This window comes from Shewanella sp. YLB-07 (assembly GCF_009377275.1).
The window spans coordinates 184,420-206,725 of record NZ_VOQB01000013.1 but is presented as its reverse complement, the minus strand read 5'-3'; the positions used below and the strand labels follow the sequence as shown (position 1 = coordinate 206,725).

Annotated in this window: 17 protein-coding genes; 8 read left to right on the top strand and 9 right to left on the bottom strand. The window is 46.7% G+C overall.

Going from position 1 to position 22,306, the window contains the following annotated elements; genetic code table 11:
- The first annotated feature begins 132 nt into the window (after positions 1-132).
- The 3 genes from FS373_RS24315 (at position 133) to FS373_RS24305 (ending at position 3,811) form a co-directional block, all read left to right on the top strand.
- On the top strand, positions 133-549 hold the full coding sequence (locus FS373_RS24315) for an MAPEG family protein (protein ID WP_144048397.1): 417 nt from the start codon (positions 133-135) through the stop codon (positions 547-549).
- Between the two features lie 265 nt (positions 550-814).
- Positions 815-3,115 carry a YgiQ family radical SAM protein gene (locus FS373_RS24310; RefSeq protein ID WP_144048396.1) on the top strand — a complete coding sequence of 767 codons (2,301 nt, stop codon included), beginning with the start codon at positions 815-817 and terminating at the stop codon, positions 3,113-3,115.
- A 348-nt stretch (positions 3,116-3,463) separates the two neighbouring features.
- Entirely contained in the window at positions 3,464-3,811 is a 348-nt protein-coding gene (locus FS373_RS24305; RefSeq protein ID WP_144048395.1) for a YkvA family protein, read from the top strand.
- A gap of 19 nt (positions 3,812-3,830) precedes the next feature.
- Here the strand turns inward: FS373_RS24305 and FS373_RS24300 are convergent, their stop codons facing one another.
- Complete coding sequence (locus tag FS373_RS24300; protein ID WP_152830804.1) at positions 3,831-4,772, bottom strand: isochorismatase family protein; 942 nt, start codon at positions 4,770-4,772, stop codon at positions 3,831-3,833.
- 87 nt (positions 4,773-4,859) lie between these two features.
- Here FS373_RS24300 and FS373_RS24295 point away from each other — a divergent pair, with 87 nt between their 5' ends.
- The gene (locus FS373_RS24295; protein ID WP_227993212.1) at positions 4,860-5,786 is read left to right on the top strand and encodes a LysR family transcriptional regulator; all 927 of its coding nucleotides are present in this window, start codon (positions 4,860-4,862) and stop codon (positions 5,784-5,786) included.
- Between the two features lie 18 nt (positions 5,787-5,804).
- On the opposite strand, the gene FS373_RS24290 is transcribed toward FS373_RS24295, so the two are convergent.
- From FS373_RS24290 to FS373_RS24265, 6 genes are all read right to left on the bottom strand, one after another.
- A complete protein-coding gene (locus tag FS373_RS24290; RefSeq protein WP_152830803.1) occupies positions 5,805-6,863 on the bottom strand; it encodes a porin in 1,059 nt (352 codons plus the stop codon).
- Between the two features lie 161 nt (positions 6,864-7,024).
- Complete coding sequence (locus tag FS373_RS24285) at positions 7,025-7,990, bottom strand: formate dehydrogenase subunit gamma (protein WP_144048392.1); 966 nt, start codon at positions 7,988-7,990, stop codon at positions 7,025-7,027.
- Between the two features lie 109 nt (positions 7,991-8,099).
- The gene (locus tag FS373_RS24280; protein WP_322619559.1) at positions 8,100-8,717 is read right to left on the bottom strand and encodes a molecular chaperone TorD family protein; all 618 of its coding nucleotides are present in this window, start codon (positions 8,715-8,717) and stop codon (positions 8,100-8,102) included.
- Complete coding sequence (locus FS373_RS24275; RefSeq protein WP_144048391.1) at positions 8,714-9,259, bottom strand: 4Fe-4S dicluster domain-containing protein; 546 nt, start codon at positions 9,257-9,259, stop codon at positions 8,714-8,716. The genes FS373_RS24280 and FS373_RS24275 overlap by 4 nt, the downstream gene beginning before the upstream one ends.
- A 10-nt stretch (positions 9,260-9,269) precedes the next feature.
- Entirely contained in the window at positions 9,270-11,486 is a 2,217-nt protein-coding gene (locus tag FS373_RS24270) for a molybdopterin-containing oxidoreductase family protein (protein WP_152830802.1), read from the bottom strand.
- A 267-nt stretch (positions 11,487-11,753) separates the two neighbouring features.
- Positions 11,754-12,719, bottom strand: coding sequence for a LysR family transcriptional regulator (locus FS373_RS24265; RefSeq protein ID WP_152830801.1), 966 nt, complete (start codon positions 12,717-12,719; stop codon positions 11,754-11,756).
- Between the two features lie 527 nt (positions 12,720-13,246).
- Here FS373_RS24265 and FS373_RS24260 point away from each other — a divergent pair.
- The 4 genes from FS373_RS24260 (at position 13,247) to FS373_RS24245 (ending at position 18,745) form a co-directional block, all read left to right on the top strand.
- A complete protein-coding gene (locus FS373_RS24260; protein ID WP_144048388.1) occupies positions 13,247-13,942 on the top strand; it encodes a 4Fe-4S dicluster domain-containing protein in 696 nt (231 codons plus the stop codon).
- Positions 13,943-13,951: 9 nt separating this feature from the next.
- Positions 13,952-16,990 carry a molybdopterin-dependent oxidoreductase gene (locus tag FS373_RS24255; protein ID WP_152830800.1) on the top strand — a complete coding sequence of 1,013 codons (3,039 nt, stop codon included), beginning with the start codon at positions 13,952-13,954 and terminating at the stop codon, positions 16,988-16,990.
- 112 nt (positions 16,991-17,102) lie between these two features.
- Positions 17,103-17,693, top strand: a complete 591-nt coding sequence (locus FS373_RS24250) for a hypothetical protein (RefSeq protein WP_152830799.1) — start codon at positions 17,103-17,105, stop codon at positions 17,691-17,693.
- 605 nt (positions 17,694-18,298) lie between these two features.
- The gene (locus FS373_RS24245) at positions 18,299-18,745 is read left to right on the top strand and encodes a hypothetical protein (protein WP_152830798.1); all 447 of its coding nucleotides are present in this window, start codon (positions 18,299-18,301) and stop codon (positions 18,743-18,745) included.
- Between the two features lie 658 nt (positions 18,746-19,403).
- On the opposite strand, the gene FS373_RS24240 is transcribed toward FS373_RS24245, so the two are convergent.
- Both FS373_RS24240 and FS373_RS24235 read right to left on the bottom strand, forming a co-directional pair.
- Complete coding sequence (locus FS373_RS24240; protein ID WP_152830797.1) at positions 19,404-19,970, bottom strand: YSC84-related protein; 567 nt, start codon at positions 19,968-19,970, stop codon at positions 19,404-19,406.
- 167 nt (positions 19,971-20,137) lie between these two features.
- Complete coding sequence (locus tag FS373_RS24235) at positions 20,138-22,201, bottom strand: alpha/beta hydrolase family protein (protein WP_152830796.1); 2,064 nt, start codon at positions 22,199-22,201, stop codon at positions 20,138-20,140.
- Between the last annotated feature and the right edge of the window lie 105 nt (positions 22,202-22,306).

Sequence of the window (22,306 nt, the reverse complement as noted above, 5' to 3'; positions counted from 1 at the left end):
GGGGTGTTTAGGCGAGCGCATATTAACCTAGTTTGTAGAAAAAAGGTTAATCGACTGGAAAATATTTACTTAGGCTCAATTAGTTGTAATGCTGGTTTATCAAAAGAAATAGTGCAAGCAAAAGGATGGCATATGTCAGTGGTTATTTCGGGTCTGTATATCAGTTTAACAGCGATATTAGTGGTGGCATTGGCCATGCGGGTGGTTAAGTTACGTCGCAAACATAAGATAGGCATAGGTAGTGCTGATAATAAAGAGCTAGAACTCGCCACTCGAGTCCATGCCAACCTGATCGAGAATGCGCCGATCGCCATGGCCTTGCTGCTGGTGGCGGAATTGAACGGCCTCTCCGGTATCTATCTTCATCTGCTCGGAATTGTCTGGATCGTCGGACGTATCTTACATGCCGTGGGGCTGACCAGAAGTAAGGGTGGATATCACCTGGGGAGGTTCTGGGGTGGTCTGCTTAGTTGGTTAGTCATTTTGATCTTAGCCATTGTTAATATCACTCAGTTTACTCTGGACTCGATAGGCTACCTAGCTAAGTAAGAAGTTGTTAAAATAAGCTGTAGCAAAGTAAGCCATTAGCCGACTATATTCATCTTGGGAAGGACGACTTAAGTGCAAAACCTAGAGCCAGTCCTATTCCCTTACCAGATCTAGGGTTAATGATTTTTCTTGTCTCAAGCCTAATTTTCTTTACACTTGTTCGTTTTTTGTTCGCCTAGATGGTCTGTCCCCTGCTATACTCCGCGTCCCGTTAGTGGGCGCGAATACTCTATTTTCACCGTTTGATAGTCAGGCTTTATTACTCATGCAAGTTGAATCTACCTTATTTACTCATCCCAAATATCGCTCTGAGCAAACGGAGGCGGCCCCATTTCTGCCTATGTCTCGCAAAGAGATGAAGAAACTAGGCTGGGACAGCTGTGACATCATCATTGTGACCGGGGATGCCTATGTGGATCATCCCAGCTTCGGTATGGCCGTGATTGGACGTATGCTTGAGTCTCAAGGCTTCAGGGTCGGTATCATCTCTCAGCCAGACTGGTCTAATAAAGAAGACTTCATGAAGCTGGGTAAGCCAAACCTCTATTTTGGGGTGACTTCGGGCAATATGGACTCGATGATCAACCGTTATACTGCCGAGCGTCGCATGCGTCACGACGATGCTTATACGGCAGGAAATATCGGTGGTAAGCGCCCGGATCGCGCCGTAACCGTTTATACCCAGAGGTGTAAGGAAGCTTACAAGCAAGTGCCGGTTGTCATCGGTGGCATAGAGGCCAGCTTGCGCCGCATGGCCCACTACGATTATTGGTCTGACAAGGTGCGCCGCAGTGTGATCTTAGATGCTAAAGCCGATATTCTGGCCTATGGTAATGCCGAACGCCCTCTGGTGGAGATCTCCCATCGACTGGCGGCGGGTGAGTCTATTGCAGAACTGCACGATATTCGCGGTACCACTGTGATACGTAAAGAGCCACTTGCCGAATGGAAGGGCATGGACTCACGCAAGATAGATCAGCTACATAAGATAGACCCTATTCCTCATCCCTATGGCGCCGATGATGTGGGTTGTAAGAACATGTCCGGCCCGTCGGATGTGAAGATATTCGATAACGAAGCTCCCAAGGCCATCAGCGTACAGGCTCCGAGGCCTAAACCTTGGGAGAAGACCTATGTGTTATTGCCAAGCTTCGAGAAAGTGTCCGAAGACAAATACCTTTATGCTCACGCGTCTAGAATTTTGCATCAGGAGCAGAATCCGGGCTGTGCCCGTGCCCTGTTTCAGCGTCATGCCGAGCGCGCGATCTGGATAAACCCTCCTGCCTGGCCGTTAAATACCGACGAGATGGACGGTGTGTTTGGTCTGCCCTATAAGCGGGTGCCACATCCTTCATATGGTGACGACAAGATCCCCGCCTATGACATGATCAAGACCTCGATAAACATCATGCGTGGCTGTTTCGGTGGTTGTTCCTTCTGCTCCATTACCGAGCACGAGGGACGTATCATTCAGAGTCGCTCCCAAGAGTCTATCGTGAATGAGATCAAAGACATTCAGGATAAGGTGCCAGGCTTCACCGGCGTTATCTCAGATCTTGGTGGCCCGACGGCTAACATGTATCGTCTGGGCTGTAAGAGCGTCAAGGCCGAGAAAACCTGTAGACGACTCTCCTGTGTATTCCCCTCTATCTGCGGTCACTTAGATACAGATCATTCGGCGACGATCGATCTCTATCGTGCGGCAAGGGATGTTCCCGGGATCAAGAAGGTACTCATCGCCTCGGGTGTCCGTTACGATTTGGCCACCGAAGATCCCCGTTATGTGAAAGAGTTGGCGAGCCATCATGTGGGCGGCTATCTCAAGATTGCCCCCGAGCATACCGAAGATGGTCCGCTCAATAAGATGATGAAGCCGGGCATGGGCACCTATGAAAAGTTTAAGGAGTTGTTCGACAAGTACTCCAAGGAAGCAGGTAAAAAGCAGTATTTGATCCCTTACTTTATCTCGGCGCATCCAGGTACGACCAACGACGACATGGTCAATCTGGCGCTCTGGCTCAAGGGAGAGAAGTTTAAGCTGGATCAGGTGCAGAACTTCTATCCATCGCCGATGGCGAACGCGACCACCATATACCATACCGGACTCAATTCGCTGAAGAATGTAAAACACACCAGTGAAAAGGTGACTGTGCCGAAAAAAGGACGTCAGCGTAAGCTGCACAAGGCCTTGCTGCGCTACCACGATCCTGCTGGTTGGCCTATGATCCGCGAAGCGCTAATCGAGATGGGCAGAGAGGAGCTTATAGGCAATAGTCCCAGCTGCCTGGTTCCGACCGAGTCTCGCCATGAACGTGAAGCCATACGTAACAAGGGGAAGGGTGGAGCTAATAACGCTGACAATAAACCGTCTTCTGGTGGCAAGAAGGCCTTTACTCGCTTCTCTGAAGATCAGTTTGCCGACAGAAAGCCTAAGAGCAAGGCTGGCAGCACGTCGAATAAGCAGGGTGGGAAAGCATTTGGCACTCAAGAGAGTAGCGCCAATGGCCAAAGGCAACGTCCGGCGAAGAAGAATGTTTGGGGCACCACACCTAAGCATCAAAGGTAGCGCTGCTCTAGTCTGTTCTAGCTAAATAAGCTGAAATAAGGGAATATCATGGATATTCCCTTATTTGTATTCAGGAGGTAATACCAGTTCCATTAAGTAAGTGAGCATTCAGCGGGAGTTAAAAATGCTGTAGGCAAGTAAGGGAATTGAAGCTAATAGTTATTCTATATCGAAAGCCACTTGTGCGGCATAAAGTGTTTTTAAACCCGCACTACGTGAGCTTCTCAGGACTTCTACTTCTGTGTTGCATTGCCTCAAAAGGGAATAACCATTTCCTCAACAATGCGCCGTGAATTAAAAGCCTTGAGAGAGCTCTGAATTGATCATAAATTTAATGGAATTGGTATTATGTCCGATAATTCAAACCATGGCGCAACCGATGGCTATAGTGATGCAGGCTTCTGGCACAAGCTTAAACTGTTTGCCAAGAAAGCTGGTCTGGAGGTGATAGACAAGGCTCTATGTCTCTATTATGCAGCGCAACGCCCAGACACACCTAAGTGGGCCAAGACAGTGATCTTCGGCGCATTAGCCTATTTTATCGCGCCTATCGATGCCATCCCCGACTTGACTCCTGTGGTCGGCTTCTCAGATGATTTAGGTGCATTGGCTGCTGCGCTTGCTATGGTCAGCATGTATATCGACGACTCGGTAAAGAGTCAGGCGGCAGAAAAGTCCGCCGCCTGGTTTGATTAGCCAGAAGCTCTCGATTGAATTAGCTGTTTTGCGCTAACCAGGCCTGGCTGGTCTTCATCTGAGCGCCGCCGAAGGTGAGGGATAACAGGTTTGCCGCGACAATTTCTGCCCCGCTGAAACTATGCTTTTCGTACTCTAATGTTGGTGCGGCTATTCCATTTTCGATCACTTCACACTCATAACCCTTATTCACTGCGCTGCGACAGATAGTCTGCACACAGGCCTGTGCCATGGCGCCGACGATAACGAGCTTATCTATGCCCAGCTCAACCAAGGTCTGCTCCAGAGCCGTATTGATGAAGCTGTCTATCTGATGCTTGACGATCACGGACTCCGCCTCAATCGGTGCGACACTGTTTTCTATCTCTAGGCCTGTGGTATTGGGCGCAAAGAAGGGGGCGTTATCATCTTCGAAGATATGTTGGATATGGATCACCGGCAAGTGCTTAGCTCTGAAGTGGGTTAGCATAGTTTTGGCTACTTTGTTGGCGTCACAGATACCTTCTAGTTCGAAGCGTCCGCCGGGAAAGTAATCATTTTGCAAGTCGACTAATATCAGAGCGGAACGTTGCTCATTGGCCAAAGGTGCTTCGAGTTGAGTGAGTAGGCTGAAATCATCTTCTTCCAGATACCATTGGCCATCATCGGCTAAGGTCCATAGTTCTTTGGTTATAAAGCCGCTGGCGATATTCATCGACCAATTGGCCGATAGGATGGCCTGCTTGTCGTTAAGCACCTTGATCTCAATATTGCGATAAACGAGTTCCCCTGGCTTGCTTTCGGCGAATTCTAGCCAGAATTGGGCGATGGCCTCTAGACCGTCGAAACGACCGAAGGGCGAGACCTGCATCTTGGCTTCGGGAAAGTAGCGGGCGATGCAGGCTTGGGTGTCGCCTCGGTTGAAATCGGCTATCCAGTCACGACTGGCTTGCATTACGGATTGGCGTATTGATTGAGTCATTTTATTTCTCTCTATGGTTGTTGTGTCCCTATGCAAACCAGTCTATTGTATTTATTATTTATAATAATTAGCCTAAAGGTGAATTTAATGTTCATTAAAAGTGAACAAAGGCGACTGAGCTATCAGATGTTGGTGTTCGATGAGGTCGTCAATCGGGGCTCCTTTACTGCGGCGGCCGAAGCATTAGGCCATACCAAGTCGGCGGTGAGTCAGTATGTGAGTCAGCTTGAAACCGGGCTTGGCGTTCGCCTACTCAACCGCAGTACACGTCAGCTTAACCTCACAGCAGCTGGTCAAAAACTGGCTAGGCGCAGCGAGCAGCTGGTGGATCTGTTGTCGGCGACCCTGGATGAGGTGCAATCTCTCGAGCACGCTCCTGCTGGTCGAATATCAATCACTGCGCCCCATGCCTTTGAAACGAGTATGGTGACGCCCATAGTGGCAGAGCTTTGCAATGAATATCCTAAACTGACCCCTGAACTGATTTTTACCGATGAACGGCTGGATTTACTGGAGCATAAGCTAGATATTGCCATCTCAGTTGGGCCACAGAAAGACAGTAACTATCAAGCCATACCCATAGGGAAATTAGACAGCATCTTGGTGGCTTCGCCGCGCTATTTAGCTAGAGATGGTGAGATACGAGCCGAGCACTTGAGCGAGCAGACTCTGGTGATCTTACCCTGGCAAAATTCGGCAATATTAAAGGCAAAGCAAGGGGTAGAGATAAGTTATAGCAGCGATCAGAGTTTGAGAGTTAACACCTCCATCAGCGCTATCAATGCAGTTAAGTCTGGAGTAGGGATTGGTCTGATGCCGTCAATCTTCGTGCAAGATGAATTGGAAACCGGCGTGTTACAGCGGGTATTACCCGAGTTTGAAGGTGAGGTGCGTGTTGTCTATGCGCTGCACTCCTATCAAAAACAACTCCCGCTAGTCATGCGACGCTTCGTCGATCGTTTAAAGTTGGAATTTCAACAGCAGAGTAAGCTGAAACTCAAGCGCCTCGACTAAATGAGGCGCTTTAGCTTACTAGTCTGTCCAAATTAAGTTGAAGTCGTATCTAAAGCCTATGGTGATGGCTTGGTCATCTTGTTGATGCTCGAAGTTTTTAGCTAGATACTCTAAGTGCAGGCGCACATTATCCATAGGGTTCCACTCGAGAGTCGTATTGAAGCCACTGTAGTCGGCGGAGGTATCATCATTGATGCCATCTTTAAACTGAAAATAGCCTAGTTTTACTTTGTACTCATCACTAATCGGGTAGGCTAGTGCTGTATCTAAGGTACTGCCACTTCTATCTTGGCTTAAGGCATTCAAATGATATTGCTTGTCCTGATAGCTGACAGCGAGATAGAGATCGTTGCTGAAGGTATAAGCGACGACGCCGCCAATAGTCTGGTCATCGCCTTCGCTACCGGCATCTGACATTGTGTTTTGGCTGACATAACCTAAGCCTAGGTGTAACTGGTCTAAATCGTAACCGACACCTAAGTTGACCATATCGGTACCATTCTCACCGCTGTCGCCGTCAACCTGCGCGCCTGCCATCCAGGTGAGACCGCCAGTAATCAGTTTGTAAGTGACGAAGTTATCGACGAAGAATGGGCTCTCGTGATCATAGGCGTATGGGCTGTTACCATGGTTGAAGATATCGACGTACTCGGCAACTAAGGTGTATTGAGCCGGACGCTGCTTACCAATACCCACTTGTCCGTATGGTGAAGCGATAGCGGCATAGGCTAGACGTGCCTTACCGAAGTTACCCGAATTGGCAATATCTATGCTCCACTCACCCTGAGCGATAGCGCTCCAGCCATCGGCAAATTCTGTGCTGGCCTTAATGCCTACACGCGATAGGGCATCACGAACATCCCAGGTTTTATCCTGATCATCATCCAGGTAGCTAAGCGTTGGACGAATGGAACCGTATAGACTGACCTGGCTGTTTTTAAACTGTGATGGTGCGGTGTTGTGTTCGAGTTTAGCAACCCGCTCCTCTAATGATTGAGTCTCATCGGCATAAGCGTTATAGCAGCAAAGAGTAACGGCAATTGCCACGAGTGATTTTAATGTATTCATCGTATTCATCTTCTTTATTTTTTATTTGGGGTGCAGCTAGCCACCATCCTCTTAGGCAAGAGTCGGTTAGTGCACGGCTGAATGTCTAATGTCAGAGCCGAAGCTCTATTTGAGAATGCTCACCAGCACATGAAATCACTGGTGAGCAAGGCTTGATACTCGGGACTCGCTTACTTAAGTTCTTTGAACCAAAGGTTGTGGTGCTGCTTCGCCCAGTTTTCGTCACAGTATCCGGATGTCATGTTTGACATGCCGCCTTCAGACATGACTGTCGCCATGAAGATGTGCACCACAGAGAAGGCGCTGATGATGACAGTAGAGATGATATGTGTGAGTAACATAAGGTTAGCCGTGTTCTTGCTGACCTCGAACGTGGCTGGAAACATCATGATTAACCCGGAAATGATCATGAAGCCGCCGAACAGTGCGAAGACCCAAAACCAGAGTTTCTCACCGGCGTTGGCAAAGCCCGCATCCGGATGCTGTTTCTTACCCATATTGATGTAGCCGCCTAATACGGCAAACCATTTGAGATCGTAGCTTGCGGGAATTTGCTTAGGTGCCCACATTAAGATCATCAGGATGTAACCTAAGATGAATGGGAATGCCATTAACTCATGCAGCCCACTGGATAGCCCAACCAAGGACGCCCAGCTTGAAGCATTCATGCCTGGTTCCATATAGAGTCGACCACCCGCTAAGACCAGACCCGTTAGCATTAGCAGGATGCAGGCAATCGCGCCTAACCAATGCACACTGATGCTTAAGCCTGACCAACGCTTGATCATCTTGCTTGAAAAACCTTTATCCAGGCGAGAGATACCGTTCACCATGATGAAGATGATAAACAAGGCTATCACGCCAAACAGGCTGGCAAAGACTAAAAATGCGATACTGTCGGTCGCACCTAAATAGCCGAGAACAGTTTCATTGGCATCTTCCGGGATGGATGCCGGCAATAGCAATTCTGTTTGTGTTGGCATACCTCTAAGTTCAGGTATGTCTCCTGGTATTGTATGTATCTCTATCGTTTGCCACTGCTGCGGCTGCAGTGTGGCAACGTCGGCAGCCATTGCTGATCCATAGGCAAGCCAACCGACAAAAATACAGCTAAACCAGCGTATTACTTTGTTCATTAATAACTCCTTTGCGACTCGTGTCGCTTAGATGACGCTACCCGGTATACCCGAAGCATGTTGAATTCGGCTATATGTGGATAATGCCGTTTTACTCGGTAGCGATGAGTTAACAGGGCTCGGGGCTGTTAACATCATCATTCATCTGATTGATGATGAAATGATGAAGTTCTATAGCGAACTCACGCCAAAAATTGTGAAAGGCATGTTGGCGTATTCCTTCACAGAAGGGAGCGATCCAATTGCCTAGATGCTTGGTGATAAACTCATTAGCTAATTGCTTGAGTTCTATGGATGCATCAAGATTACTTGCCTGTTTTTGTTCCCAGGCTAAGGCGTGAACACAGTAGAGAAACTCAAGTTCATTACCGATAAAGTCGGCAGGTTCATTAAACTGATCGTCGATAACCAGCCCTATCTCTTGATAAAACTCGGCAACCCTGACGGTTTCATCAGTATTCATGACATGATTACCACTGATATGTACTCCTTCATAAGGTGCTACCAGTAGCTTATATGGCCCAATACACATGCGATTAAAATCAAACTCAAGCTCCGCAGGATCTTCGACAAATTTTCTAGCTTCGATGAGTAGAGGACTTTTGGGTCTGTTTGCACTTAAGTAGTCGATGAGGCCTTTCAATGCCTCTGTTCCCGAAGGATTGAAAATCATCGATTTGTAAGCGAAGTATGCCGTTGTGGTTGAGCCATATTCAGCTTTCATCATGCACGTTCCTTAATGATCACCATGTTAGGTTTCGTAATGCAGTCGCCGTAGCCAATGCCTTCTTTACTTGCCGAAGGCTTTTTCAACACTTCATTGATATTGCCGACTTCTATGCATTGCACCGGACAGCCGGTAACACAGGCTGGTTTCATGCCGCGATCTAGCAGTTCGACACACATGTTGCACTTATCGGCCTTGCCATCATCTTCGCGAATACTGACTGCCGAGTAGGGGCATGCGCTGGCACACAGGCCACAACCTGTGCACTTTTCTCTATCTAGCACGACTATGCCATCGTCTCTGATATGGTAGGCTTTAGCTGGGCAGACAATGAGGCAGGCTGGGTTTTCACAGTGCATACAAGAATGAGATAACCACACATCAATCGCGCCATCTTCGCGCTCGACTTCATAGCGATCGACTTTACGGAATCTGTGGTTTTCAGGCAGCTCGTTGTGAATTTGACAGGCGACAGTACAGGCACCACAACCGACACAGTTTTCTTGTCTGAAGACAAAGCCCACTTTCTGATTAATAGACATCTTTTACTCCTTAGGCTTTTTCTAGCGCGACATTAGTCGAATGGTAGGCAGAGCAGCCGCCCATATCGGTCAATTTGTCGGTGGTGAGGTTGTTGGTACAGCTGGCCTTGCCCTGTGGATCCATGCGGCGCCAGTTGTTCTTCGGTGCCATTACGGTGCCGCGGCCAACCTGACTTGAAACCTGGGCGATGAAGAAAGCTTCGCCTCTGTGGTTGCTGAGTCTGACTCGGTCGTTATTGTTAATCCCAAGCTCTTTGGCATCTTCGGTATTAACCTTGGCAAAATACGCCGGGAAGTTACGAATGTACTTCACGTTATAGAAGGCGCTGTTGGCACGTTGAGGGATCGCCGGAGATAACATGCGGAATGGTAAGTTTCTCTCTTCAGGGGTCATCTCATCTTCAGGCAGACCAAAGTCGATCACCGGGTGGTAGCCCGCGTCCTTCATCATCTGAGAATGGAATTCAATCTTGCCACTGTCAGTCTTATACTTGCCGTCACCGAAGTAAGGACGTTGATCGTAAACCGTGACAAATTTCTCTTTGATGATCTGCTCGTAGGTGATGTTGTTGTGTCTAAATGCTGGTTCATCTGTGTCTAAGAAGTCACGCAGGATCTGTTCATAATCGACCCGCAGCTCGGGGTGATGATCCAGTCCCATATGGGCGGCTAACTCTTTGAAGAAGAACCAGTTATCTTTGGATTCACCCAGAGGTTCGATCACTTTTTCAGACGTTTGCATGTGGTAACAGTTGTAATCGGTACCCATATCCGGGAACTCGAACTGTGTGGTCGATGGCACGATAATATCTGCTAACTCGGCGGTATCTGTCATCAAGAAATCATGAACGACTAAGAATAGGTCATCACGCATCGCACCAAGGCGACAGGCATTTGAATCTGGGGCAACAGATACGAAATTACCGTTGTAGTTAATCACCGCCTTGATTGGCTTGATTGGCTTGCCATAGGCTGTCGGGTTAGTCGGGTGAATGGCCTTGGCGATCTCCGTCATGTTGACGTGACCCACGGTATCCGGGTTCGGGTGAATGTGATCCGCACGACCCTTAGAGTAGTTCAGGCTGTCATCGGCTTGGGTGTTATCGTAAACGAAACCGTTACCAATTTTACCGAATTGACCCGCAACGGCGTGCATCATAGCGATGGCACGAGACATACGGGCGCCGTTGTAGTTGCGCTGCATGCCATAGCCCAGTCGTAATACAGATAGTTCAGATTCACCGTAGACCTTGGCGAACTTGAACATCTTCTCTCTTGGTATGCCTGTGACCTTCTCAATTTCGTCGTAGCTCATTTCGTCTAGACGTTTTAGCAGGTCCTGGTAACCAAGGGTGTTGGCTTTGATAAACTTAATATCGGCTAAGTTGTTCTCGATCAGATACTTCATGATACCGGCAGCGAGATGGGTATCGGTACTTGGTTTTGGCTGTAGCCAGATATCGGCTTGGGACGCGATAGGTGTGCGTATTGGGTTCACTACCAATAGCTTGGCACCCTTATCGCGTGCCTGGTTGATGAACTTGATGCCGTGAACGTTGGTTGCCGTCTCGTTCTGACCCCAAGAGATATAACAATTGGTATAGATATTGTCGTATGGATCTGGACCTTGATAAGTGCCGGTCACAGATTTAAGGCCTTCATAGGCGGCGAATACGCACACCTTACGGTCTAGCTTACGTGCTCCTACGGCGTTGAAGAAACGGCTAGGTCCGCCGTACTTACCGATAACTCCTTCGTGGCCCGAATAGCTGTATGGCAGAATCGAATCCGCACCGTGCTCTTTAATGATAGTCTTCAGGCGCGTGCTGATTTTTGCATAGGCTTCATCCCATGAAATACGACGCCACTTACCTTCGCCTTTTTCACCCGCACGTTCCATCGGATGTAAGATACGATCGGCAGCGTAAGTGTACTGCACATAGGCATGACCCTTAACGCAAGGTGAGGTGCCCATCTTCTTCATCTCTGAAGCACCTTCAACATAGGTCATACGACCATTTTGCACGGTAAACTTCAGCAAACAGCGGTCAGCACAGTTACGTTGGCAAGTGTGATATTTGATCTCACCTTCGCGCTTGAGTAACTTGTCTGGCGCGCCGCCACGTTGTTCCGTAGCACTGGCAATGCCGGGCATCAAGCCTGACAGAGAGCTGACAATGGAGCTGGCTCCAACCCCCTGCAGGAATGCGCGTCTGTTAATCTTCATATGTATTCCCCATCTTGGTAGTTTTGTTCACTACTTAATTTTTATTTGCAAAGTTAGATACTTAACCTTGTGGCTATGTACGGCTCAGGCTTCAGGCGTAGCTTGATGGTGCCGTTACATGCTTTTCTGCTCACACTCTTTATTATTTAGCTCACTCTTTGGCACTGATTTACATGTTTGTTGGACATGCTCCTATTGGTTCAATTGGCTGTAAGTGACTAGACGGTTGCAGGGACTAAGTCATCCATGAGCTGGTGAAAATGTAATTTATTCATCGCTGGCGAGCCGCCATTCTTTTTCTAAGCCACAGATTAGTTTGGATTTTACCCAGTTAAATGCGGCTGAGTTATTGGTATTTCCAAAGAGAATATAGTTACCTATTTCTCGGTTTTCTCTGCGGCGGATACGGCATTTTTGCGCCAGGTTATCGGGTAATTTGATGTATTGGATCTGGGGAAGCATCTTGACGAACTGACGAGTGAATTGATTGCAGCTCAATGTTATGGCATTGCTTTCGCTAAGCAGTCTCATGGCTGATGCTAGGCTATCGGTATAACCTTCAACTTCCATGGTGAGATTTTGTTCGCGGCAAAGATTGACTAACAGCGGGCAAGTCAGGTCGTCATAATTATCTATTTCAAGGCAGGGGTAGTGTGAAATGGCTTCCAAGGTCAGTGTTTGAGATAGTAATGGATGATCTTTTCTGGCTAATATATATAAGCTGTCTGTTTCAGAAAACATTTCATAATTAAGATTTTTACCATTGAATCCTTCGTATACCACCACGAAATCCATATCACCATTGGCCAACTCCATACTGCAATCATGGGTGAGAACGCGAACATCGAAACGAAGATTGGGTGCTTCGAAAAGTATGTCATCACGTATCACCTTCTTCACCGCGTAGACGAATTCATCATAGGCATGAATGATGTATTGGCCCCCTGACTCGGCAGGAGTAAAGACTGAATGCTGCTCCTCTATTTGTTGGTACTGTTCGACCAGGGCCTTGGCCATTGGAATTATCTGATGAGTTTTTTCTGTGGCAACAAATCCGGAGGCACGACGTATAAAGAGTGAATCTTTAAATATCTCTCTTAATATTTTTAAAGTTCGGCTTACAGCAGATGCTGTCATCCCTAATTCATTTGCTGCTTGATGACTTTGACCATGTTCATATACTGAAATAAACACTTTTAGTTGGTTATAATTTAACTGGTCTATTTTATTCATGGTCTATATCGAGTGATTTGTTATTGGCAGGTATCATCTATGTATGTAAGAGTTAATACAGTGCTATATGTCACACTTTTAATGTGGTTATTATTCTTATTTTGATGTTGGTCTCACTTATCAAATATCGATAAATGCAAATATCAATATTCGATATTTGTGTGGAATCCAATAATAGCTTGAATGTCAGAAATTTAATTATTGTGGTTATTCTTATTGGTCACCCTGTGACTTTTGTTAACTTCTTGTTTTTGCGTGTGTCTTTGTGTTTTATATAGGGCGATTTTAATCTTGTTGATTGCTTGTTCGATTGTATGACGTTTAATTTGTTATCGAAAAAATAATTCTTAAATACTAGCTGCTGTTTTATTTCAAAGTTTTGTTTTTTATTTTAAAAGTGTGACCTTTGTTTTATTGTTATATTTTAAATCCAATTCTAGTTATTAATTTAATTTTATTTGTGTATTTTAAAATAAAGGTCAATTCATATTGGCTATATAAATATAGTTTATGTGTAAGGGTGGATTATGCTGGATAGACGTTCGATATTAAAAATGGCTGCTGGTGGTGCCATGCTATCAATTGTGCCGATGGCACAATTACAGGCAAAAACTGCAGGAAAACGTTTGGCTATGGTGTTTGATGTTCGTCGTTGTACTGGGTGCTTATCCTGTACCGTCTCTTGCGCTATGGAGAACCAGACTGATGCTGGTCGAGGAAGAACTCGAGTTAATCAAGCGAGTATTGAGCATCAAGGCCAGATATCAACTTTGGCCGTTCCGAATCAGTGTAATCAATGTGATAACCCTGCATGTGTTTATGTATGTCCGGTAGAGGCAACATATAAGCGCAAGGAAGATGGCATTGTTGTCATTGATCATGACGAGTGTATCTATTGTCAGCTTTGTGTCGATGCGTGTCCATATGGGGCTAGGCGCAAAGATGAGACCTTAGAGTCTCCCCCGGAAAAGTGTAATTTCTGTATTCACCGCGTATCAGTAGGCCTACTGCCTGCCTGTGTTGAGACCTGTATTGGTGAAGCTAGGATATTTGGAGATCTGAATGATCCTGAGAGTAAGATCTCTCGGCTACTTAGAGACAATAAGGCTTATGCCATGCTATCTGAAGCAGGTACTCAGCCCAATATTTTTTATATCGGTTTACCAGAGCAGGCAGATGATCAAGAGATCTTGTCACTTAATTTTCTCGAATGGCAGCGCTAGGAGTTGGCAATGGATAGACGTAAATTTTTAACCCAAGCGGGCGTTGTTTCTGTCGCTGCGGCTACTCTAAGTTGTAGTGAAAAAACTCAACCCATTCACCCTGTGCACAGCGAAGATGTATCCCGTTTCGGTCACCCAATTCCTCCAGAGTGTCTACAGAGTGCTGATGGTCAATGGAGTAAAACGCCTGGAATAAGAACGGCATATTCCCGCTGCTTTAGCTGTTACAACATCTGTGGTTTGCGTGTACGTATAGATGAGAAAAGTGACAAGGTTTTGAAGGTGGGTGGAAACCCATACTGTGAAAATAACTCAGGTTCACCGCTGCCGATGGATACCAGTGTGAAGCAAAGTTATATCGATATGGCGGGTGAGGCGGGGTTGGAAAACCGTGCTACTACCTGTGCTAAGGGAGCGAGTTGTGCCGATTCGGTCGATGATGAACGCCGCGTGACTCAAGTGCTTAAACGCGATGGAAAACGCGGTGAAGGTAAGTGGGTCAGCATCAGTTATGAACAAGCGTTAGAAGAAATATTAAAGGGCGGAGATCTGTTTGGTGAAGGCCATGTAGAGGGGCTACGTAGCTTGCGTCAGCTCGATAAACTGGTCAAGCCGGGATTTCCTGAGTTTGGTAGTGCCGCCAATCATCTGTTCGCGACTTACTGCGCAGAAGATACCTTACGTGGCAGTTTTTATGCGCGCTTTATGCAGCAGTCTTGGGGTACCAGTAATTTAGGGACTAAACATGCTTATTGCGGTGCCGCTCAGGCGACGGGATACAGTCTAGGTATGGCATCGGGCTTCGAAGAGTGGCTCAATGATGTCGACTGGGACAATGTCGAATACGGTCTGTTTATGGGCACCAGCCCGGGATCATCTGGTGCTAGCCTTAACCTAGTTGGCCGTGGTCTTGCCGATAGCCGCGTCGATAGAAAGTTTAAGTATGTGTGTGTCGATCCATTGCTCAGAACGACAGTCGCAGCAGATACTAATGCTAAGTGGTTAGCGGTTAAACCTGGCCAAGATGCGGCGTTCTCCTTCGGTGTTATCCGTACCATGTTAGAAGAGGGCTGGTTTAATAAAATCCACCTCGAAGGCGCGAGTGAGAAAGCTGCCAAGGCTGCGGCTGAACTTAACTATACCAATGCGGGTCATTTAGTCGTCGTCGATCCTAAGCACCCTAAGTATCGTCGTTTCGCGAAGGCAAAAGACTTTGGTCTAGGTGGTGATGAAGCCATTATCATCAAGGCTAATACCCAAGAGTTTATCTCGGCTGAAAGTGGTGATAAGGCGTCACTTTTTGTCAGCAAAGTGCTTAAAGATAAGTCTGGTCGCAGGGTAAAACTTGCTTCGTCTCTCTATCTGCTTAGAGAAGAGTCCCAGCGTACAAGTATGAAAGAGTACGCTGCTAAATCTGGAATTAGCATAGAAGATATGCGTCAGGTTGCAAAAGATCTTGGCCATTACGGCCGCAAAGCTTGTGTTGCGGGTAATGGTGGAACGAATTCATCGGATGGATTTGTGATGGGATGGATCTGGGCAACCTTAAATACCTTAGTGGGCTCCCATGATGCTAAAGGTGGCGCAATTTATGGTAATGGACCGATTGGTGGCATAGAAGGCCGCTACGATCTGGCCAATATCGTCACAGGCGTTAATTTAGAGGGTATCGTCAATGCTTGTCGTGATGGTGCCTATGAGTCTTCGACCGAGTATCGACAGAAGGTGGCTAAGGGGCAAAACCCATACCCTGCGAGTACACCATGGCATGAAGTGCTGCCGGCCATGAACGCGGCGGAGCAGTGGACCAGTCATGCCAACGCCGATCCATATCGAGCTAAAGTGCTGTTCAACTGGCGTAACAACTTCCTCTATAGTGCGGCATCGATCAGCCAGGAGGTGGTGGCGAGTATTGCCGATCCTAAGCGTCTACCGTTAATTGTCGGTATCGATTGTCATATGAATGAAACCAACCGCTATGCCGATTACTTTATTCCAGACCGTTCTATGTTGGAAGAGTATGCAGCCGACCGCATGTGGGGTTCTCACATGCTAGGCGTCGTGGCCGCGGCGCCACTGGTTACTCCTAGAACCGTTAAAAATGAACGTGGTCAACATGTTTGTATGGAGCAACTGTTAATCGATATAGCCCTAGATATGCAGCTCCCTGGTTTCGGTAAAGGTGCTATCGGTCATGAAGATGGGAGTAAAGCCGATCTACTTTGCTTCGAGGACTGGCATGCTAAGTATTTAGCCAACGTAGCATCACAATGTGAAAACTTACCGATTGTTACCGCAGAAGACAGGCTGTGGGCAGGGCTTGAATATGCGATGAAGCCGCTTACTTCAAGATTAACCACAACTGAGGCCAATGAGGTCGAGGCGCTGCTATCTCGCGGCGGTTATTATGTGGCTGATGAACGCTACGAGGGGGAATTCATTAAGGGGGCTGGGTCTAAATGTCTGCAAATTTATCATGAAGCAGTAGCCCAGCTACGCCATGCTTATTCTGGTGAGCATTATCCGGGCATTATTACCTACCAGGAGCATAGATTCTGGAATGGGGATACCTGGGAGAGTCACTGGCCTCAAGCAGAGTTTCCTCTGTTATTTTCAAGTTATAAAGCCACGGTGAGATCTAACTATGCGGTGGCCTATAAGCGTATTGCCGAGATAAGCCCGACTAACTATATCTATATGAATCAAGATACTGCCAGTGAGCAGGGGTTAAGCGACGGCGATAGCGTCAAGCTGATCACGGCTAACGGCAAGCCTGCCATTGGCTTGCTGCAAACTGACTTTGGCGTGGCAAAAGGGGCTGTGTGTGTGTCTCATGGTTTTGGTCACACCCAAGGATTTGGTGGCGATGACAGGATTATCAATGGTCAAAAGCTGGCGGGCTTAAAAGAGCGTGCTGGTGGAGTGGCAATTAACCAGATGATCCCATCGGATCCAACTCGGAAGCAGAGAGCCAGTATGCTCAATGATTATTGGACCGGCGCTAACTGCCGGCACGGGATCCCTGTGAGAGTTGAAAAGCTTAGTTAATCATCCTGCCCTTTTCCCCTCCATGTATTGTTTATGGAGGGGCTTTTAGACCCTTAAGTTAAAATTTATCTGCTTATGTTAGGCTGTCTGGCTCAAATTGACGGAGATAATAATGAAAACAACAAAATACTCACAGCTTGCACTCTTGCTCACTACGACCTCATTTATTACCTTGCCAGCTCTTGCCACTACATCTGAACAGGATGCCTTCTTCGACAGTATAGCCGCCCATTGTGGTAAGGCTTTTGAGGGAACGGTTACTGCGGGTAACTCTGCCGACTCGGCGTTCAGCGGCAAGAAACTCATCATGCATGTGCGCGAGTGTAGCGAGACTGAGCTTAAGGTGCCGTTTCATGTGGGTGATGATCACTCGCGTACCTGGGTGATCACCAAAACCCAATATGGCCTACATTTAGCGCATGATCATCGCCATAAAGATGGCAGTGAAGACAAGGTGACCATGTATGGTGGCATGACAGCAGATATGGGCAGTGCTGAGCAGCAGTCTTTTCCCGTCGATGCATCTTCAATCAATAACTTCAGAGAAAACGGTTTAGATGTTTCTATTACAAATGTGTGGCACATGTATATCGAGCCAGAAGAGTTTACTTACCGTTTGACCCGTGAGGAACGTGATTTTAGAGTGGATTTCGATCTGACTAAGCCGGTAGCACTACCACCGGCTCCTTGGGGGCATAAGTAGTTAGCCTTCGAATGAAGGTTGACCACATTTTTACCTTGGCTCATTTAGCCGGTTTTATGTTTGGGAGTGTGTTTGAAGGTCGCTCCTTCATTGATACCTAACGCCTGTCCGGCGAGGTATGTGCAGATACTTCTGCGAGACGCCGCAAGCACTTCCCTGTGGGCTCTGCCAAAACATCCTTGTTTTGGAAGCTCGCAGCCGCATCGACACTGGATGATTTTTCTCTTCGATTGAGGTTCTATAAAATAACGGGATGGTTGTGCCGTTACTGACAGGAGAAACGCGATACCTTGTTGGTATAAATATCAACGAGGGGAGAGAGTTTTAGACATCAGAAGTTGAAATGTATAACCCCAAAAAGGCGAGGAAAGATGATGAAGGCCATATGTGGATGTGATAAAGATCAAACCATATCAAACAATTAACTGCGAGCTGTATCAAAAACGACTACCCCAGAAAAGCAAATTCCTATAGCATAAAGCATACCAAACAACATGGATGTGGCAGCGGCCAAGTCCAACAAGCGATTTATGCTTTGCAAACAAAACAACACATAAATACTAAGACGTTATATTTTTTAATGGTAATGGAGCTAGTTTTACTTTATGAAAAATTGGATTGTTTTGACTTTTGTTTTGTTTTCCCTACTTCATGGGAATTTGTATGCCAAAACAAACAACCTTCGTTGGGAAGGGGTTGCTTCACTTAATGTTGAATTACTTGAGGAAAAAGCACGGGCTTACATAAATGCAAACATGCCAGAGCTAGAAGGTGTTGAATTTAAGTTGGTTCAGGCAAATGTAGGGTATTATAAAAATAGTAAACCTACATTAGATATTTCATTTATCCATTCAAATTCGTTCAAGTCTATGGACCAAAACAAGACGCTAGGGGACCATAATCAATATTTTATCAAATATTACATGGAGTTTATCTTTGTAGAATTCTCACAAAATGGTGAACCCATAAAAATTAAATTGAATGAGGCTTTACTTGGTGAAGATGAAGCTAATTCAAAAAAACGTTTTTGGGATACTTACAACTCATTTTAAATATTGGTTTTATAGCAATATAACAAGCCTCTGAATTAAGATTCGCCAAGGCTGTCATGCCATTTTCTGAGCAAATCGCCCGCCAGCACATGGTTCACTTATTAGAGGGGCGTTACTGCTAATCCGATGGTCATAATTATTCCTAATAAAAATCCTATGACTTAGAACATGTTTTCTAATTCTGTTCTGTCCCCAAACGAGTTACTAGCCAGTAAAATTGAAATCGAAGAGATAAACACTCAGGTGTGAACGCGGCTGTGACCTTCGACATCAGGGTGAGGTATCGCGAAGTGATACTCTTAGAACGAGAGGCTGGGTGAATATGGCAAGCCATAAGCTCATGAACGAGAAGCATGGAAGCTGAACTGGCATTTGTATATGGACATATTTTGCCGAACTGGCCGTTAAACATGGAGGTTGTTTGATGTCGCAGAGCGTATAGGGACCCTTTCCTTTAATTGAGAGGACAGCGTGTCGCAGAAGTGTTTGCACTATCCTCGCCGGGCAGGCGGTAGATAACAATGAAGTATTGGTATGCAGAATACTGGCAAGTGCCAAATCAGCCCAATGAACCGAAGCTAAAAAGATATTTATGCCACTTGTTATCTAGCAACAAGTGGCAGAAGTCCCTAGTTTCTAGGAACTCGAACCTAGGGCCTTATTTCTCTTCAAAGGTAAACGATTGTCCAGCCAGCGCTGCTTCAAACATCAAGCCGCCCTTAGCTAAAGTATAAACAGCCATACCATTAATGTATGAGGCCTTAGCTGCTGACTTTCCTGCACTACTGGAGTTTCCGGTTGTGCCCGCCTGAGCGTTAGCGCCTATAGTGATGGCTACGGCCGATGCCTGAGCGCCAAATTCGAAGCTGCCGCTGGTAAACTCATCATAAGATTTAGCATCTTTGAAGAAGATGATCTCGCTATAGGCTTGACCGCCAATCTGGAATCCAATGGATATCTGAGTCAGGCTGGTATCACCTGTGTAGTCGTTGCCTTTAAACACTCGCCCCTTGCCGTATGCGGCTCCGATACCGAATCCACCTTTGCCGACGGTAGGAAAGATGGCGTAACCGTAGGCGTTATCGAAAAACTTATGGGTATCATTAGCCTGCTTGAAGTTGGCGACCGTCTCGGCATAGCTTTCATCGGCTAGGGCGACTTGAGACATGAGCAAACTGGCGACAAGGGCGCAGGAAGTGGCAATGATAGAAATGAATTTTTTCATTCTGGACTCCGTTTCGAAAACTATTGGAATACAGCATACCCAGCTATGAAGAGAAATAGAATGCTGTAAAAGATAAAAGCGCCTAAAAATAGGCGCTTTTATCTTACTTGTCAGCTTATGTTCAGGCTAAAAAACACATTTTTGTCGCTCGCTTTAGCCTTGAACTTTTAATCGACAGCCTTGCCTAGAACATAATGTTCGAACCATTTCTGATCCCACTCCATCTTAGCTTTCCTGTGCTGATACTTGCTCAGTCCGTGGCCTTCACCTGGATAGACGATGAGTTCGACTGGCACATTCAGGTAATGCTTGAGGGCACGATAAAGACCTTGTGCATGACCTGCTGGTACGCGTTGATCATTTTCACCTATGTGGATCAGTGTTGGTGTCTTTATCTTGTCCGCATGGGTCAATGAAGAACCATGAGTGTAAGCATCAGGCTTCTCCCAGGGGAGTCCTTGCATAAAGTTGACCACATGACCTGGGGTGTCTTCCAGCATCCATTGCAGGCGTTGGTCGAATACACCAGCACCAGAACTCGCCGCCTTGAAGCGGGTATTTGTGCTGATGATGGCGTTGGTAAGATAGCCACCATTACTCCAGCCCATCACGGCCATCTTATCGCCATCGACAATGCCGTCGGCAATCAGTTGATCTACGCCAGCCATGATATCTTTGACTTCAATATCATGCTCCTTGCCGACCAAGTCAGTGAGGAATTTATCACCGTAGCCGGTGGATCCGCGATAGTTTGGCGACAGTAGCGCCCAGCCTTTTGCTGTAAATGTCGAACGACCATAGGATCTGTGTTGCAGTGCATAGGGTGTGGCAGATGTGGGCCCGCCGTGGATCTGTACGATTAACGGCAGGGGACCGTCTTCTTTCTTGTATCCGGCGGGTAGATCTAATATCCCCTCGACACTCGTTCCATCTGGTGCTTGCCACTTAACTATCTGGATCTGCGGTAATATCCAGCTATCGACCTGAGGGTTGATATTGGTCATGCGTTTATATTTAGCGCGCTTGCTATCGGCGTCGGCGATAAACAGATCATAGAAATGATCCAGTCCATTGTGACTGAAGGCGAGCTTCTTGCCATTATGGCTGAAACTGTAGCTGCCGATGACCAGATCCCCTTTGATCACTGTACGGGTATCGCCCTGTTCATCGTCGTCTATCTCGGTACAGAATAGCTTAACGCGGGCATGATCGGCGCCGCGATAACAGATCTCGTCACTATTGGGACGCCAATGAATATTGGCTGCGCTTAGAGTCATATCATCGGGGCGAGTGATCTCGAGTAATGAACCTTTCGCCGTATTGCTGACGAAGAGTTTGCCCGGATGTCCATCGAAGTCGATTCTAAAGGCGAGTTGTTGATTGTCACTGTGCCAGTCTAAGCCGAGTAACCAGCCGTAGGGTGATGGCGCTTGCTCACGCCACGCCGTGTCTTCTAACACCTTGCTGGTCTTACTCTTGGTGTCATAGATCTCTATATCAGACCAACCTTCCAGATTAACTAGCTCATTATCTGATGTGGTAATACGGGCTATCTTACTGCCATCGTTATTGACGCTGAATTGCCATACCACCTTGTCATCGTCTAATACGAGCTGCTGTTTAAAATGCTGTAGATCGAGTTTATAAAGCGGGTTGGTCTTACGTTCACCATGGGCATATTCAGGTTTATCATGGCTGGCGCGCATGTCAGCCCATAGATCTTCATCTTTAACTGTTTTACTGGTCAGGAAGTAGAGGCTGTTACCATCATTGCTCACTGAGAAGGCGCTGACTCCTTCGACCTCTTTGGTCATAGGTACCGCTTCACCACCATTGTGACTAATTCTAAAAATTTGCTTCTTGCCGTTGAAAGGGGCTTTCTTATCCTCATGGGTGATCTTACTCAAGTAATAGATGTAAGTGCCATCCGGACTCCATTGTGGGCTAGACTCGCTCTCATTAGTAAAAGTGAGTCGAGTTGTCTGGCGGGTCTTAGTATTGACTTGCCACAGGTCTTTTTGTGATTTATCTAATTCTTTGTCCCAACGCGACTCGAGCCAGAGTGCCCGTTTACCATCAGGGCTAAGCTGCACACTGCTCATGCCGCCGATATCGAAGAAATCATCTGTGGTTATCTGATGGCTTCGGTCCGATGCCATTGAATATGATGTGGTAAACAGGAGACCCGCAGTGAGCACCGCAAGCTTAGAAATTGGATATGCCTTTCCCATCTTGATCCCTTATATGACTGGTTTTAGTTATTTTTTATTGCAGTCACCATAGCGTAAAACATCTTGGGCTTAAATGAAGAGAGTTAAAAAGTGTTAATATTTTTA

What these genes read in the sequence shown, in the direction of transcription:
- FS373_RS24300 (WP_152830804.1), bottom strand. Translation starts at nt 4,772, where the DNA reads ATGACTCAATCAATACGCCAATCCGTAATGCAAGCCAGTCGTGACTGG.
- FS373_RS24260 (WP_144048388.1), top strand. Translation starts at nt 13,247, where the DNA reads ATGCTGGATAGACGTTCGATATTAAAAATGGCTGCTGGTGGTGCCATG.
- FS373_RS24245 (WP_152830798.1), top strand. Translation starts at nt 18,299, where the DNA reads ATGAAAAATTGGATTGTTTTGACTTTTGTTTTGTTTTCCCTACTTCAT.
- FS373_RS24295 (WP_227993212.1), top strand. Translation starts at nt 4,860, where the DNA reads ATGTTCATTAAAAGTGAACAAAGGCGACTGAGCTATCAGATGTTGGTG.
- FS373_RS24275 (WP_144048391.1), bottom strand. Translation starts at nt 9,259, where the DNA reads ATGTCTATTAATCAGAAAGTGGGCTTTGTCTTCAGACAAGAAAACTGT.
- FS373_RS24280 (WP_322619559.1), bottom strand. Translation starts at nt 8,717, where the DNA reads ATGATGAAAGCTGAATATGGCTCAACCACAACGGCATACTTCGCTTAC.
- FS373_RS24270 (WP_152830802.1), bottom strand. Translation starts at nt 11,486, where the DNA reads ATGAAGATTAACAGACGCGCATTCCTGCAGGGGGTTGGAGCCAGCTCC.
- FS373_RS24240 (WP_152830797.1), bottom strand. Translation starts at nt 19,970, where the DNA reads ATGAAAAAATTCATTTCTATCATTGCCACTTCCTGCGCCCTTGTCGCC.
- FS373_RS24250 (WP_152830799.1), top strand. Translation starts at nt 17,103, where the DNA reads ATGAAAACAACAAAATACTCACAGCTTGCACTCTTGCTCACTACGACC.
- FS373_RS24255 (WP_152830800.1), top strand. Translation starts at nt 13,952, where the DNA reads ATGGATAGACGTAAATTTTTAACCCAAGCGGGCGTTGTTTCTGTCGCT.
- FS373_RS24285 (WP_144048392.1), bottom strand. Translation starts at nt 7,990, where the DNA reads ATGAACAAAGTAATACGCTGGTTTAGCTGTATTTTTGTCGGTTGGCTT.
- FS373_RS24265 (WP_152830801.1), bottom strand. Translation starts at nt 12,719, where the DNA reads ATGAATAAAATAGACCAGTTAAATTATAACCAACTAAAAGTGTTTATT.
- FS373_RS24315 (WP_144048397.1), top strand. Translation starts at nt 133, where the DNA reads ATGTCAGTGGTTATTTCGGGTCTGTATATCAGTTTAACAGCGATATTA.
- FS373_RS24235 (WP_152830796.1), bottom strand. Translation starts at nt 22,201, where the DNA reads ATGGGAAAGGCATATCCAATTTCTAAGCTTGCGGTGCTCACTGCGGGT.
- FS373_RS24305 (WP_144048395.1), top strand. Translation starts at nt 3,464, where the DNA reads ATGTCCGATAATTCAAACCATGGCGCAACCGATGGCTATAGTGATGCA.
- FS373_RS24290 (WP_152830803.1), bottom strand. Translation starts at nt 6,863, where the DNA reads ATGAATACGATGAATACATTAAAATCACTCGTGGCAATTGCCGTTACT.
- FS373_RS24310 (WP_144048396.1), top strand. Translation starts at nt 815, where the DNA reads ATGCAAGTTGAATCTACCTTATTTACTCATCCCAAATATCGCTCTGAG.